Consider the following 13,865-nt stretch of genomic DNA (forward strand, 5'->3'; position numbering starts at 1 on the left):
TTATTTGCTCGATAGTTCGTCCATCAGGTCAGAGAGAGTGCCGACAACATCATGCTCGTTTTTAACCTGCTCACGGAATGCCTGGACAGATATGTGCTTACCGAGCAATTCAAGATTCTTCACCTTGTCAGGCCATTTTATTTTCTTCAGCAACCCGGCAGCATCACCCGCGATTTCCATAACGTCGATACCGGACAGTGTTATGCGCCACACTTTGGGCCAGTCCTTAATCGGCTTTATCTCGCCGTTAGAAAGGAGAATGTCCGCAACGTCCATCTGGTCTATTTCAACTAAGCGTTTCAGTACGTAATCTGCATCTACCTCAAGGCGCTCACCGCGCTCTGATTTCAGCTCCTGAATGCGCTTTCCAATGTCAAGTTTTGACAATAATTGAGCGGCTATTCTGTTAGCGGTTTTATCACTGTACCCCGCACGAATAGCCGCCTGTGTAGCGTTCAAGTCTACGAGGTACTCACGACAAAACATTTCCTGTTTATCGTTGAGCGCCATAATTATTCCTTACTCTTTTCCTCAACAACCGGAATGTATCTGATGTCGCTGATTTCATTCGGTGCGATATATGTCCATGAGCCATCCAGACCGGCAATGCCAATCAGTCCGTTAGTGACACGTGGCTCTTTCGTTGTCATCAATCCGTGATACGTCGTGCCGTCCTTTTTGGTTGCTGTGACTTCGTATTTTTCAGTTATGCAATTCAACCTCCTGCCCTTCAAATACGATTTCTTTCTTAAAGCACAGGCTTGCTAACCATGTGCCAGGCAGAAAGGCGGCGATAAATAATACCGGCTTCATATACCGGCGTAGGGTCATTTTGTAACTGATGGTTGTTGTAATCATAATTGCCTCTCTTGTAGGTCAGATGTCACCATTTCTTCCACCACGGCAGGTGTAGCCGCATATGAGGGTGTCTTTATCCCGGTGTTACCGATTATTCTGGATGTCCACACGCTCGCCGTGAGGAGTGGCACAGGTCGTGGCTAATGTGGCAGAGGAGATCGGCGGCTCGGAGGTAATAAAAAACCCGCCGAAGCGGGTTATGTATTTGTTACGGTCTTTGCCAGGTTGCTCTGTGTTTTTTGCATTCCCGCATTACGGTGCTGATACTTCTCCCCGGTGGAGATTCCATTGCTACAGTCTGCTGGAATGATCCTCTCTTTGGCGGGTCAAGGTACTCAAATGTTAGCTCTCCGACTTTAGCCCACAGATAACAGTCTATTCCGCCAACTACTGACTTAATTTCCGCTGATACGATCGCTATTGTTACATCGCCACCGTGCTCCCCCATGATTTCATATTTCAAAAAATCATTGTCGCCATTGTCTATGTATATAGTTTTAAGCACATTATGCAGAATCATACAATTTCTCACCATTGTGGCATGTACCCCGATACTACATGATGGCGGCAGACTTTCATAAATCTCTATCAACGCCACTCAATGAATGACGTTTGCAGAGTTTTATAAAATTCAGGTAATAAAAAAGGTCACCGAAGTGACCTATTCCTTCTTGCCGAATATTGACCTCATCACCCACAAAATTACGGACAGGCCAATCACTGTGCCCCAGTTGATGCTGATGACTAAATCGAATCCAGCAGATTCAGCAAACCAGTTCCAGATATGCAGCAGGCACCAGGAAATGAAAAAGCTGAAAGAAAATGCGACGACTACATAGACAGCTAAGATTGCTACGGACTGTCCGGTTGTCAGCCCGGATGATTTACATTTCACTGCGTTTACCTTACCTAATAATGAACCTTTGCCACACGGAGATTAATCACGATAACCAGTTGAATTTTCTTTTTATTTCGCATTTTGTAAGAATTTATTTTAAAAAACACAAATAAACCAGGAAATAATTCGACAAATCTCAATAATGGTCTAATATTGTACTGTTATCTCATTATTCTGTTATCACAATAAGAAAATGCTGTGTCCCTATAAGTTTTGTTGCACCATCTCCGATATTCAGGGTGGTGCAATTTTTTTTACTTCATCCTCTCCGCTTCAATCTCCCGTATTGCCCGCTTATCGTGATTGCAGTCTGCTATCGACTTCATTGCATCGGCCAACAACAGGATTGCGCCGCCATATGTCAGTTCATCCGGAATAACCGGCAGCGGACAATCAGCGGTCAGCTGTGGCGGGATAGGCACCACCGGCGCGGGCACGAATGTCTCTTTCGTATTGCTGCAACTTCCCAACAACACCAGGGGAAACAGGAGTAACAGCACACTCACTGTCTTTAAACTCCGTTCTGATAACGGTTTTAACTTTGACATTCTCCGTGCCCTCAGTTTCTTTGGCTTTGATGTTGTCGAGTGCGGCGCGGTGTCTGATGGCAACGGCTGAAAGCGTGATGGTATTTATCGTCCGCTGTGCTGACAGCTGTCCGGACAACGTTGTGTTATTCACCTTCAGTTGCTGGTTATCCCGGTAGGTGTCATATACCCACCAAGCGGCAGCAATAAACAGCGCAGCAATTACCGCTTCTTTCCAGTTCATAGCGCTTCACACTCATAATGGATCACACCATCAAGAGGATTACCCGGCAGAGGCTTGCAGTGATTCGGTAGTGAATACAGATAACAACCCGCCAACAAAGCAGTAGTCAGCAGGATGATAGCAATGATGATCAACGTTAAGGGGTTCCGTGGCATACCGCGTTCTCCGTATCCCGCCGGTTAATCAGTCCGTGCCACTGCTTGCCACCGGCAAATGTCCAGCGTTTAATTTCGTCACACGCACCGGCGATATCACCTGCATTGAGTTTGCGCAGCATAGTGGAGCGCGAGAACGCACCGGTTCCGGTGTTATATGCAAATGAATAGATGGCCGCCCGGGTATTGTCATCAATCGGCACTTTGATCATAGGATCAACCGCGCGCCGGACTTTCGTCAGGTCGTCGTGCAACAGGGCCTTGCATTCAGCGTCCGTGTACAGCTTGCCGGGCTGAATATCACTGCCGGTATGGCCATAACATACTGTGAGCACTCCGGCCACATCACGATAAGGCGTATACTCAACACCTTCATATGCGGGGATCAGCACCAGCGCACCGGCAATTGCTCCGGCAGCACAAGCGGCCATGACCTTTTTAACCAATCGCTTATTCATGATGTTCTCCGGCTTTCAACTGGAATTCCTTCCGTTTGTAATACCAGTTAACCAGGAACGTACCGACGGTACAGATGATCCCGGCAACAATGGCCCACTGATCCAGAGATAAAATGCCAAAGGCAGAGGTTATAAGCCCCCAGGCGTATGCTGTAGGGCTGGAATATTTGTCGGACATGCGCATATCCACCCCTTGCGGAGTGTTCCGTATGTTGAGTGATAGGGAAATCCCGCAACCGGGTTATATGTTTTAAACAGGTTAAAGTGAGGTGGCTGCGGCATTATTCGGAATCCCACCAGCGGCGGGAAAGCAATAAAAAGAGCACTGTGTCCGAATACGGATTAGGTAATGAGCCTGTCGTATTCCAGTGCTCTTATTATTGCCATGGATAAAAACCGCGTACAGCTCTTATGTTAAGTGATAATAAGGTAATTGATGCAGTGGCAATATAAACGAAAAAGGCCGCAAAAGGCGACCTTTGGAATTTAAATAAATATTATACAATCTTTCTTAATCTAAATAACGCACTACAATTGTAAACAATACATCTTAGTTATGTTGTTGGTATATACTTATTCTTTCCCCGGTTGCTGTTTGCGGTTTTTTCGTACACAACTAATGATCTATCCGGTGATTCAACAGAATTGAATATGTGAGCTATCATTATGGTTTTTTATCATCCTGATTCAGGCATAGCGAACATAAAACAACAGGCCCTTTTGCTATAACAACAGCCTGCTGAATAGCTGCATGCTCTCCCCAGAAATATCCGACATACGCTGTACTTTTAGCCTGCTGTAACTTTTGACATGTAATTTTATGTAAAACAAAACTACTATCACTCTCAGTCAACGTTAAATAATAATCCATATACCCCGCCTGTTATTCTTTATACTTATAAAAACAGGAATAACATATTAACAGGTATTTTAAAAATTAAAAAATCTACTGATTCCCTGTCATAAGAATCCAGCCAGACAACTGATCCTGCCACACCATGGATCTGGTACATCTTTTTTTAAACAAAAAAACAGAATATTATGCATTACAGCCCTCTTGTTTATTCAATTCAGCAAGCGCTAATTCTCTCATCCAATCTGAAAGCAGTGGTTTAGTTTTTACCGCATCCATGAGCGCTCTCTCTTTTTTGGTCAGGCGAACAACAATTACTTCTGTTTTCATATTAGGCACAATAAATTCCCTCTGTTAAGAAATAATATTGGCACAAAATAAAAATAGAGATGTCGACTTTACACGTATTTACATAATAAAAAGCCCCATCATAACTGATGAGGCTGAAAAGACTCTGGTGGAGCACCTAGTCTCCCCGTCTTCATCTTTTACTCTTTAAGTATAGCAGATAAAATCAATACGCCCCCCAAAAAACAAGATAATCAAATTTTAATTTAAAATATAATGGCCGTTTTATGGATGGTGATGTTTTGTATCAATTTATTCCTGACATTTACATAACACAAGTAATCTGTGGATAGTTTTACACATACTTCAAATGTGATTTATGCAAAGTAAACAACCATCAACACAATGGCTAACACCAGCAAAGCAGAAACTGATAACCATTGAAATAAACGGAACACTGTATCAAATTGAAACGGGTTAAACATAGATACTCCTCTGGAACATAGTCCCGTGAGTGCCGCTCATTTCTCTGATTCACCGGTAAAGAAGATAACCTTACGGTTGTAAAGTCAGCTCCCAGACTGAGCCAACGGCACGGTATTGACAACACTACTATACCACATCGTCTTGGCACGGATTTTTTATTTACCTGATATTACTCAGCTTCGCAGTTTACCTTTTTTCTTTTAAGAATTGGTTTTTCAGTATTAGCTACATAAAGAGCAAATACTAATATCAGAATTGTAATTGAATATACGATTAATAATGATGGTTGTTTATGTTCGACTACTACCAGTCTGATAACCGCTGTTATTGCTATATATAAAAAATAATGCAGCGGAAAATGATAGTTTGATTGAAAGTACTTGATTATTAATGCAATAAATTCAAAATATAAAAAATATATAATTATCCCATCAACTAATGAATACAGCGACACCGGGTCATTTTTTTTAAATAACAAAGCAGCAAGGATAATTGTTTCTTTTATCAAAAAAACAATCAATATAATTGCCAAAAGTAACAGTGCCGCACTGCTGATCCACTGAAGCAACCGACTTATTAACTTTGATTGGCTCAACCCTGACATGATGGCTCCTGAGGTTTCCCTCTTCAACATCACATCTATTTTTTATAGAATACAAAAATAAAGAACCGAAGGTACGGAACTTGCTAAACGTCAGCTGATATGAAATGTGTTTATACAGTTTACCACATTCTATTTCTTTAACTGTCTTACTTACACGTGATTACAATAAATAATCAACTTCATCAACATGAGTATAAAAACTCGCAATACGAAGTTTTTGTTTATAAGCAATGTGATACAGAGATCATTCAATGACAATCTTTGTAACTTATTTGTACAGAGAATTTTCTCCCGTAGGTCTGGTCTTAAACCTTCTGTGTGCCCACAAGTATTGGTCCGGAGCATGCATGATTTCTGCCTCAATAATCTGATTTAGTTTCTCAGCATCTTCCAGGTCATCTCCACACGGAAAATCAGCAATTTCTTTACCAATTATTAATTCATAAGGCCTCTTACCACTTTCATTATTTCTTATCATCGTTGCAGTAAGTATCGGCGACTTCGATAATTTGACTATAGCTGCCACTCCTTTTGATGTAGAAGCATTAGCTACCGAAAAAAAAGGGGCGAAGATAGTACCTTTAGTTCCAAAGTCCTGATCCGGAGCAAACCAAATAGCCTGCCCGCGTTTTAGTTCCGATACCATAAACTTCAGATTCTTACGGTCGATCATCCCGCTTCCGGAACGGCTTCGGCATCTTGTTTGTATATACTCCATTGCTTTATTGTTGTGGGGACGATACATAGCATTTACAGGAAAACACAGCCCCATAACTCTGCCCCCAAGTTCCAGCGACATGGAATGAATACCAATAATTAAAACACCATTATTTTTGTCATATACATCATTAAAGTTATCACAACCCGTTACTCTAAATATTTCATTAATTTTTTTGTCATTCCAGAACCAGGCAATACCGGTTTCAAATAATGCAATCCCTAAAGATGACAGGTTGCTTGCAACCATACTCTCTATCTGGATTTTATTTCTGTCAGGAAAACATAATTCTAAATTTTTTTTAATTATGGATACCCGCCTTTTCAGGAACAAACCAGAAAAACGACCTAACTTATCGCCTAAAAACACAAGCCATGGATAAGGCATCTGAACCAAACAGAAAAGCAACAGGATACCAATCCAGGTTAAAATGTACCTTGGGTGAAGAAGCCTGATAGAAAATTTATTCAGAGAATACATTTTTTCCTGATAAGTAATAATTACTGCATAATAAAAAGGCCTGATAATATTATCAGGCCTTGGAATTTAGTTTTTCTATTGCCTGGACAACAGCATCACCGTTTTACAAAAAATGCATTTTGCACCATGCGGATTTGATGCAGAAACATCAAAGTGCGAAGTCCGGTATTGTGTTCCACTGCAACAGGGGCACTGAAAAAACAGTGCTATTATCATTGGTGCGCCTTAGAGACCCACCACATTTGATGCAGACGGACCTTTTGCCCCGTCTTCAATATTGAAGGTAACATTCTGACCTTCAAATAATGTTTTGAAGCTGTCACTCTGAATCGCAGAGAAGTGAACAAACACATCTTTGCTACCATCTGCCGGAGAGATGAAGCCAAAACCTTTCGATTCGTTAAACCATTTTACTGAACCAGTCATTGTATTAGACATAGAATTTCCTTTAATTTTTTGATTGCCATAAGGCATATGAGGTTTGTTTTTTATTTTTACTTATGGGAATTAATTAGAAGGAATTCGCAATGAAGTGGTATCGAGGATAACGCTAAATGGTGAACGACTTTAAACTGACTAGCATAAATAGGCCTGTACTTCCAAACCAGTGACCCCATTAAGCCACAGATGATCATAAATAGCAAACTTTATTATTTTATCCCTCAGATGTTACGTATCACTACACGTAAATCACGACTGATTTTAACCAATTATCTTATCTGTTTATCAACATAAAAAAACCCCGTAAAAACGGGGTTTCAGTTTGTAATCAATATGACACAGAAATAACTCTGATCACAATAGCGTCTTTTTTACGATCGTAAAGCATTAATTTTTAAATCATGTAATTTGTTCATAAATGTCCGCATACCTCCATGATGTGATGTACCGTCCATTTCCAGTTTTACATCTCCCATTATGAGCATTCCTTCCACCAGCCCTTCTGCCTTCTGGAGTTTTTTCCCTATGTGAGTGTCTGAGCACCCGTATTTCTTGGCCAACTGAATAAACGTCTTACCGAAAACATAGTAATCAAAAAGCAGATCATGCATATCGCTGTTGCGGATGTTCAGTTTTGCCATAATGCCGGATATCACCAGTGCATCATTATCAGTACATTGCTGACGACTCTTAACTTTTTCAGGGATCAGCCCTTTAAACCCGGCAGCAATTGGTGACCAATATACTGATTCCTGATTATCAACAACCCAAGCCCCCCACCGTTCTAACACCTGGCGAATATCACGCATACATTACCTCGTTATTTTGCAGGCTATGAGGTTTAATATCTTCCGATAAAACAGAAATGACGCTTCCCGTATAGTTGCCCTGAAGAGTAGTGTTGCTCCAATGTTTCTCTCTCATTGTTCTCACTCCTGTATGCCTTTCATCTCGAACTCGGTCATAAGCACACCGATGTAGATTATGTACGCTTCGCACCAGGTATCCCGGTGAAACGTCCTGACTGTGTACCGGTTTATTTTCAACTCAGTCGCCAGTGTCGCCTGATTACCGTAGTGTTCAGGTATCGGTGTAATTTCAGGTCTTACGCTTTAACTCCCTCACTTTCGCACGGTACTCATCGCGTATACGGATATAGTCTTCCCGCTTCCAGTGCGGTATCTCATGCGGACCGCGTAACCAGTCAACTAACTCCTGTCCAAATTTTTCAATCAGCCGTAACTCGTATTTCTGCGTTACAGTATTATTTTTGTGTGAGAATTTACCGGCCCCCGCATTGCATGATTTACATTGCTTATAGGCATTTCGCTCCTCAAACCGCAGCTCAGGATGTGACCCTACAGACAGAAAATGACCGCAGTCCCACTGTCCACCATGTAAATCAGGCGGATTAGGTTCACCACAGCTGATGCATGGTTCATCGCGGTCTCTGAGTCTGATGAATTGGTTAAACGCTGTTTGTGCTTGCTGCCGGAAATATGAGGTGGGTTTTACTGCTAACTTGCTGATTTTTAATTTATCTTTTGCTTCACGTTCTTTTTGCTGCTGCTCCTTTCTTAATTTGGCTTCAGCCTTTTCCCTTTCCCTGCTTCGTCGCTTTATAGCCAACTCAGCGCCATGCTCCGGACAGCACCACCATTCGTTACTGAATTTCGGGTGAAACCATTCTCGGCATATCAGGCATTTTCGCCGCGGTTGCTTTGCCACTCTCACCATCTCCTTTTATCTTCTCGACTACTTCCAGATGCGGACATTCACCGGCGCACTGGTCGCAAACATAAACTTCATCGTCGGCCAGTCCTTCGCCGCATATTGCGCAGTTCATCAAACCCTCCCCTGTAATAAATAATTACGCGAACCCACCATGCTTTAGGTGCAAAGTGGAGTTTTTTCCGAAGATCATTGATTAATAACTGCTGAACGTTTTATGCTCACTTTTTAGCCAATCTGGTCTATTATTAATCTGAGTGAATAATGAATATCGGAGGAACTATGTACAAAAATATCCTTGTTCCGATTGATGTATGGGAAAAAGAACTCACTGATATGGTTACTCCTCATGTTGAAAGCCTCGCTAAACTTGAAGATGCCCGTATCCATTTTCTTGCGGTTATACCAGCATTCCCATATGGTGGTTTTGAAAGTGGTTTGTCTGTCGCGGATCTGGAAAAGCGACTGATAGATTCCACAAAGAAAGAATTAGGCGAGATAATCAGGAAATTCAGTTTGCCGGAGGACAGAGCAGACAGATATATCGTAATTGGTCGCCCAAAAGACAAAATACTTGAACGTGCCGAAGCTATTAGTGCAGACCTGATTATCATCGGCTCCCGTCGTCCGAGTATTTCTACCTATCTACTCGGCTCCACTGCTGCGGCAGTCGTCCGTTATGCCAAAACCTCAGTTTTAGTTGTCCGCTGACACCAGTCGCCCGCTCCGGCGGGCTTTACCATTTCTTCTCCTGACTCCCTGCACTAGCGAGTCGAACCAGGTAACATCTGACCGACCGAACCCCGGCTCAATGTATGCTTTGCTGACCACCTTTCCGCAAAATTCGATTCGCTTTCTCTCACTCTGCTCACCACCCGGCATTAACTCACCACGGAAATCACAAACGTAGCGATACAGCCTGGTGACAGCATCCGGCGATATAGCAAATAACGGACTCACATGGCGGTTATGCCTCGTTGTACCAACCTTTCGCAAACATCCGATATACAGCATTTTGTTGGTAAACCACTTAATGAACTCTGCTGAGTTCCCCGTGTGCAGCCCAGCCTCGTGATTGGTGAACGAATCCAGATCGCGACATGCCCTGATTATGTCAACGCATACTTTGAATTGTTCGTCATTCATCGCCACATCCTGTTAATCATTGCCTGTGGTGTTGGTTTCAGATATCTGACTACCGGCAGATACACAGTGACGTCGAAATACTGAGGATTGATATTCAGTGACTTCACCGGGTTATATCCCTTACGCCTGTAGTAAATGCAGAGATTATCGGCTTCGTCATTGGTGAGAAGTCGGTGTATGTGCGGTTCTTTCATACGTCCTGCTCCTATTCCTGATGTCCGTAATGATTAAACCTGTATCGTGCGGCGCGGGGTTTTATACCTTCACCTATAGCCCACGCCTGCGAATATTCGATTAAGCTTGTCATGCGCTTCTTACTCATGTTTGCGGTACTTTCTCTTGCCAGCGGTACAATCTCTCCCTCAAGTCCCGGAATAAGCGTCCCGTCACGGCAGGTAGCCTTTGCATGTCCGGAGACGAAAATACATTTCCAGTCCTGCAATCCCCACGTATTGTCAGCCCATATGATGCCCTGCTCTGCTACGTTACCGCACAGTGCGTGGAACATGTCGTTTTGGGGAAGAGTTCGTTTCGGGTCGGATATTTTTACTTCGAGGGGGAATTCTTCATTAAGCGGGAGATTGTCGAGCTCTGCCTTGAGATTTCTGAGTATCTGTATATTCCTGAGAAGGAATGTCTGTTTTTGCATTCAGCCTCCTGAGGTTATCGGTTGCCGTTAGTTTCTTACGGGTGTATTTTAATTTCATCGGGTCGTTAGCTCAGCCGGTAGAGCAGTTGACTCTTAATCAATTGGTCGGGAGTTCGAGCCTCCCACGACCCACCATTGCGGTCATCGTATAATGGCTATTACCTCAGCCTTCCAAGCTGATGATGCGGGTTCGATTCCCGCTGGCCGCTCCAATCATTTCAAAAAGTCTTCTGTCCTGGGTTATGACGCTACTTAACCTGCCTGCGGAAGCTTTCCCATGTAAAATTGATAACGGTCGGCGATCCCATTCTCAGACGGTCAATAACCCGATCACCCAATGCTTTTGCCAGTTCGTCAAAATTGAGATTGGTCAGCACACCTACCGGCTTCTTGTTCGATGACCGGCGATCTACCACCTGAAAAATAATCAGTTCTTCGTTCAGGTTATTGCGCTGCACGCCAACATCATCCAGCACCAGTAAATCCACTTCGCACAGGTCGCTGATCAGCTGCGACTCAGTAGTTTTTGCCCCTTTCTGGTATGTCTCACGGACACGCATCATCAGGTCTGGCAGAGTGGCAATCAGAATGCTTTTCCCGTTCCGGATTATCTGGTTGCCGATAGCCGCTGCCAGATGGTTTTTACCGGTGCCGGGATTACCGCTGAAAATAAATCCGCCAAATGATTTACCAAACTCAGATGCGTACTGCTGTGATTTACTGAGTGCCCGCTGTTGTTCCGGCGTTGTCACCAGATAGTTCTCAAACGTGCATTCCTGGTGTAACGGGCTGATACCGGAACGCCCCATGATTTTATGCAGTCGAGCCACACGGTTTTCGTCAGCAATCCGTTTCGCATCGATAGCGCCCTGCTCACGCTGCCACGCCATCAGCTCAGCGGCATTCGTGAATTTTGGCTTGATGTGCTCCGGCTTCATGCGGTTAAACCTCGCCAGAGTCTGTGCTGCTGTTGCCATCAGAAGTCCTCCGGTATGAATTGCTGAACACGCTTAGGCCGGACAATGCGCGGCCGTGTTGGTGGTGATTTCGGCATAAACAAGCCAGTCCAGCCGTTTGATATCGATTCGTCGATTACGCTCTCAGGTGTATACCCTGCCTCGTAAAATTTAGTCAGCCTGGATATCAGCCCGTTTAGTGTCTGTTTTGTCTTGATCGGTTTTTTCAGATCTTTCCGGTAGGTAACCCAGTTCACCCAGGTATCTCGGCTCAACCAGTCAGGCAGCGGGTGTGCATTTGCATCAAAGGGTTCTGGCTTGGCCGATTTCTCAGGTTTAGGGGATATAGGGGTATATATATTTTCTTTTTTCTTTAAAGTATTTCTTTTGTGTGTCTCCAAACCAGAGACACCATTTGTCTCTAACTTAGAGACTTTTTTTGTCTCCAGATTAGAGACAGTGTCTCTAAGTTGATTTTTCCACGCCGAAACCTCCTTGTTAACACCAATCTTATTGCCATCTTTCACGATGTAATTCATTGAAATTAATTCGTTCTTTGCCTTGTTAACGTTCTGACGGGACAGGCCGGTAATTTCTGACAGCTGAGAATCTGCTATCCGGTCATTTTTCTTCCCGAACCCGTATGTTTTTCTGATCAGTGCCAACATTACCCGGAACTGTCTGGCTGTCAGATTGCAGCATGAAAGAGACTCCAGCAGTTCGTTGGCGAGTTTAGTGTAACCATCGTCCAGGTCTGCCACTCGTGGTTGCTCCTGCTTAACAGGGAATTCATACACTTCCGCTGTATTCATAGCGACCTCCATATCTTTGTTTTGTAATTACTTTCATGTATAATTACTCCGTTATTTGCTGTATCAAAAAAGGGAAACTTTATGTTTCCCTTTTTTCAACAATACTGGCTATTGATACTGTGTAAATATTAAGTGCTTTTCTTAATGCGCCTCTGCTGCTCCAACAGTCGGGGCGTTTTCTTTGATTCTCATCTGAGAGAGTTCACCAATCTGCTTCCACAGAAACCGATACTCCTCCTCACTGATTTTTCTTTCGCCAGGCAAAACAAAATCCCTGATACCGGCTGCGGCCAATGTCTCGCATATCTCCGGTAACTTTTCTGTTCTGCGCAGGATTGTTGAATCGTGAACACCGAGTAGTTTTGCAACGACCGTCTGTGTGGTGTTTCTGATTGCCTGATGAGCGGTTGTCATCAGATGATTTGACACAAACCGGTTGAACGATTTGCGTGGATTTGCATTTTCCATAATGTAAATTCCTTTTGGTATAGATAGTCCGTAGCTCACATCCTGTGAGGTAGTTTTATATGTAAATCGTCACTTTATCAGTGACTCCGTAGCAGCTAACAGCTCTGCGATTGTTAAAGAACCAGGGTAACTACATATACCTCTGCGGATACAAAATCTGCATTTCAGTGATTTTTTTTTCGTAAAATTTCACCAATTTTTCAGCAATCTCAAGTGATGCCGTCTGAGCGCCACGCTCCAAACGACTGAGGTTCCCGACATCGTAGTTAATTGCGGCCGCCACCTCTGCAATTGTTAATTGCTTTTCCAAACGAATTTTCCTTAAAGGCGTTATTTGCATATCTCACTCCACCTTGAATGCGCTATACGCATATTACCATATACTTTGATATGCGCAATACGCTTTGTGTGAGACGCATAAATAAAGTTGAATGATAATATGAAAATAGGAACAAAAATTAGAGCTCTCAGAAAACAGAAGGGATTAACAATCCTGCAATTAGCCACTGCTATTGATAGCGACGTGGGGAATATCTCTCGCCTTGAAAGGAATATCCAAGGCTACTCCGAGAGCACATTAACAAAAATTGCGGCTGCTCTTGGTGTCACGGTAGCCGACCTATTCTCCGATACCACTACACAGCAACAAGATGATAATGTTGAGTTTGTTGGATTCGTCCCCAATGGCATGGTTAAAGTAGTTGGGGAAGCATTCCTGGGGATTGATGGCGCAGTGGATATGATAGAGGCCCTTGAGGGATGGGTTCAAATTTACAGCGATGATAAGGACGCTTATGCCCTCAAAGTTAAGGGTGACAGTATGTGGCCCAGGATTCAGTCAGGTGAGTATGTGGTTGTTGAGCCCAACACAGTAGTCAGATCCGGCGATGAGGTCTTTGTGCGCACTGTTGAAGGTAAGAACATGGTAAAAATACTGAATAAAACCAGAGATGGTAGTTACCAATTCACCAGCGTCAACAATACTCACCCGCCAATCACAGTTGACCCACGTGAAGTGGAAAAAATGCATTATGTGGCTGCGATTGTAAAACCGACTAAATTTATCGATAAGTGCGAACAATCATAAACCAGT

The 13,865-nt window shown here is 43.3% G+C and carries 22 protein-coding genes and 2 tRNA genes; 4 read left to right on the top strand and 20 right to left on the bottom strand.

The annotated features are described in order from the left end of the window. From ACSBQN_RS08515 to ACSBQN_RS08585, 15 genes are all read right to left on the bottom strand, one after another. Positions 1 to 510, bottom strand: a complete 510-nt coding sequence (locus ACSBQN_RS08515; RefSeq protein WP_434991657.1) for a terminase small subunit — start codon at positions 508 to 510, stop codon at positions 1 to 3. Between the two features lie 2 nt (positions 511 to 512). After that, positions 513 to 650, bottom strand: a complete 138-nt coding sequence (locus tag ACSBQN_RS08520) for a hypothetical protein (RefSeq protein WP_434991658.1) — start codon at positions 648 to 650, stop codon at positions 513 to 515. Between the two features lie 52 nt (positions 651 to 702). Beyond that, positions 703 to 858: a hypothetical protein gene (locus tag ACSBQN_RS08525; protein WP_220730933.1), complete on the bottom strand. Its 156-nt coding sequence runs from the start codon at positions 856 to 858 to the stop codon at positions 703 to 705. Between the two features lie 1,152 nt (positions 859 to 2,010). Continuing rightward, positions 2,011 to 2,262: an Rz1-like lysis system protein LysC gene (gene lysC / locus ACSBQN_RS08530; RefSeq protein WP_434991659.1), complete on the bottom strand. Its 252-nt coding sequence runs from the start codon at positions 2,260 to 2,262 to the stop codon at positions 2,011 to 2,013. Beyond that, the gene (locus ACSBQN_RS08535) at positions 2,150 to 2,527 is read right to left on the bottom strand and encodes a hypothetical protein (protein WP_153642094.1); all 378 of its coding nucleotides are present in this window, start codon (positions 2,525 to 2,527) and stop codon (positions 2,150 to 2,152) included. The genes lysC and ACSBQN_RS08535 overlap by 113 nt, the downstream gene beginning before the upstream one ends. A 136-nt stretch (positions 2,528 to 2,663) precedes the next feature. Then, the gene (locus ACSBQN_RS08540; RefSeq protein WP_434991660.1) at positions 2,664 to 3,140 is read right to left on the bottom strand and encodes a lysozyme; all 477 of its coding nucleotides are present in this window, start codon (positions 3,138 to 3,140) and stop codon (positions 2,664 to 2,666) included. Next, positions 3,133 to 3,324 carry a phage holin family protein gene (locus ACSBQN_RS08545; RefSeq protein WP_004238694.1) on the bottom strand — a complete coding sequence of 64 codons (192 nt, stop codon included), beginning with the start codon at positions 3,322 to 3,324 and terminating at the stop codon, positions 3,133 to 3,135. Before ACSBQN_RS08545 ends, ACSBQN_RS08540 begins: the two co-directional genes overlap by 8 nt. A 480-nt stretch (positions 3,325 to 3,804) precedes the next feature. After that, the gene (locus tag ACSBQN_RS08550) at positions 3,805 to 4,011 is read right to left on the bottom strand and encodes a hypothetical protein (RefSeq protein WP_214168975.1); all 207 of its coding nucleotides are present in this window, start codon (positions 4,009 to 4,011) and stop codon (positions 3,805 to 3,807) included. A gap of 168 nt (positions 4,012 to 4,179) precedes the next feature. Further along, positions 4,180 to 4,332: an MbeCy gene (locus ACSBQN_RS08555; protein WP_166707600.1), complete on the bottom strand. Its 153-nt coding sequence runs from the start codon at positions 4,330 to 4,332 to the stop codon at positions 4,180 to 4,182. A gap of 604 nt (positions 4,333 to 4,936) precedes the next feature. Continuing rightward, the gene (gene psiE / locus ACSBQN_RS08560) at positions 4,937 to 5,371 is read right to left on the bottom strand and encodes a phosphate-starvation-inducible protein PsiE (protein WP_036414510.1); all 435 of its coding nucleotides are present in this window, start codon (positions 5,369 to 5,371) and stop codon (positions 4,937 to 4,939) included. A 268-nt stretch (positions 5,372 to 5,639) separates the two neighbouring features. After that, entirely contained in the window at positions 5,640 to 6,569 is a 930-nt protein-coding gene (gene lpxL, locus ACSBQN_RS08565) for an LpxL/LpxP family Kdo(2)-lipid IV(A) lauroyl/palmitoleoyl acyltransferase (RefSeq protein ID WP_434991661.1), read from the bottom strand. A 75-nt stretch (positions 6,570 to 6,644) separates the two neighbouring features. Then, entirely contained in the window at positions 6,645 to 6,785 is a 141-nt protein-coding gene (ymcF, locus tag ACSBQN_RS08570; protein WP_223302381.1) for a cold shock small protein YmcF, read from the bottom strand. A 9-nt stretch (positions 6,786 to 6,794) separates the two neighbouring features. Further along, positions 6,795 to 7,007 carry a transcription antiterminator/RNA stability regulator CspE gene (gene cspE, locus ACSBQN_RS08575; protein WP_046024440.1) on the bottom strand — a complete coding sequence of 71 codons (213 nt, stop codon included), beginning with the start codon at positions 7,005 to 7,007 and terminating at the stop codon, positions 6,795 to 6,797. 374 nt (positions 7,008 to 7,381) lie between these two features. After that, on the bottom strand, positions 7,382 to 7,819 hold the full coding sequence (locus ACSBQN_RS08580) for an antiterminator Q family protein (RefSeq protein ID WP_046024441.1): 438 nt from the start codon (positions 7,817 to 7,819) through the stop codon (positions 7,382 to 7,384). 289 nt (positions 7,820 to 8,108) lie between these two features. Then, a complete protein-coding gene (locus ACSBQN_RS08585) occupies positions 8,109 to 8,738 on the bottom strand; it encodes a recombination protein NinG (protein WP_070579773.1) in 630 nt (209 codons plus the stop codon). Between the two features lie 285 nt (positions 8,739 to 9,023). On the opposite strand from ACSBQN_RS08585, the gene ACSBQN_RS08590 reads away from it, so the two are divergent. Then, positions 9,024 to 9,452, top strand: coding sequence for a universal stress protein (locus ACSBQN_RS08590; RefSeq protein WP_036414499.1), 429 nt, complete (start codon positions 9,024 to 9,026; stop codon positions 9,450 to 9,452). A 640-nt stretch (positions 9,453 to 10,092) separates the two neighbouring features. Here ACSBQN_RS08590 and ACSBQN_RS08595 read toward each other — a convergent pair. Beyond that, entirely contained in the window at positions 10,093 to 10,536 is a 444-nt protein-coding gene (locus ACSBQN_RS08595; protein ID WP_434991662.1) for a recombination protein NinB, read from the bottom strand. Positions 10,537 to 10,595: 59 nt separating this feature from the next. Here ACSBQN_RS08595 and ACSBQN_RS08600 point away from each other — a divergent pair. Together ACSBQN_RS08600 and ACSBQN_RS08605 are read left to right on the top strand one after the other, a co-directional pair. Further along, positions 10,596 to 10,671 (top strand) — tRNA-Lys (locus ACSBQN_RS08600). 2 nt (positions 10,672 to 10,673) lie between these two features. Continuing rightward, a tRNA-Gly gene (locus ACSBQN_RS08605) sits at positions 10,674 to 10,748 on the top strand. A 36-nt stretch (positions 10,749 to 10,784) separates the two neighbouring features. On the opposite strand, the gene ACSBQN_RS08610 is transcribed toward ACSBQN_RS08605, so the two are convergent. From ACSBQN_RS08610 to ACSBQN_RS08625, 4 genes are all read right to left on the bottom strand, one after another. Continuing rightward, a complete protein-coding gene (locus tag ACSBQN_RS08610) occupies positions 10,785 to 11,513 on the bottom strand; it encodes an ATP-binding protein (RefSeq protein ID WP_036414495.1) in 729 nt (242 codons plus the stop codon). Then, positions 11,513 to 12,304, bottom strand: coding sequence for a replication protein (locus ACSBQN_RS08615; RefSeq protein ID WP_214188619.1), 792 nt, complete (start codon positions 12,302 to 12,304; stop codon positions 11,513 to 11,515). Before ACSBQN_RS08615 ends, ACSBQN_RS08610 begins: the two co-directional genes overlap by 1 nt. A 141-nt stretch (positions 12,305 to 12,445) precedes the next feature. Continuing rightward, positions 12,446 to 12,772 (bottom strand): hypothetical protein, encoded by a 327-nt coding sequence (locus ACSBQN_RS08620; protein ID WP_036414494.1) that lies wholly within the window; start codon positions 12,770 to 12,772, stop codon positions 12,446 to 12,448. A gap of 130 nt (positions 12,773 to 12,902) precedes the next feature. Next, complete coding sequence (locus ACSBQN_RS08625; protein ID WP_036414492.1) at positions 12,903 to 13,112, bottom strand: helix-turn-helix domain-containing protein; 210 nt, start codon at positions 13,110 to 13,112, stop codon at positions 12,903 to 12,905. Positions 13,113 to 13,211: 99 nt separating this feature from the next. On the opposite strand from ACSBQN_RS08625, the gene ACSBQN_RS08630 reads away from it, so the two are divergent. Then, the gene (locus ACSBQN_RS08630; protein WP_036414490.1) at positions 13,212 to 13,859 is read left to right on the top strand and encodes an XRE family transcriptional regulator; all 648 of its coding nucleotides are present in this window, start codon (positions 13,212 to 13,214) and stop codon (positions 13,857 to 13,859) included. The last annotated feature ends 6 nt before the right edge of the window (positions 13,860 to 13,865 follow it).

This window comes from Morganella sp. B601, assembly GCF_051172335.1.
GTDB lineage: Bacteria > Pseudomonadota > Gammaproteobacteria > Enterobacterales > Enterobacteriaceae > Morganella > Morganella morganii.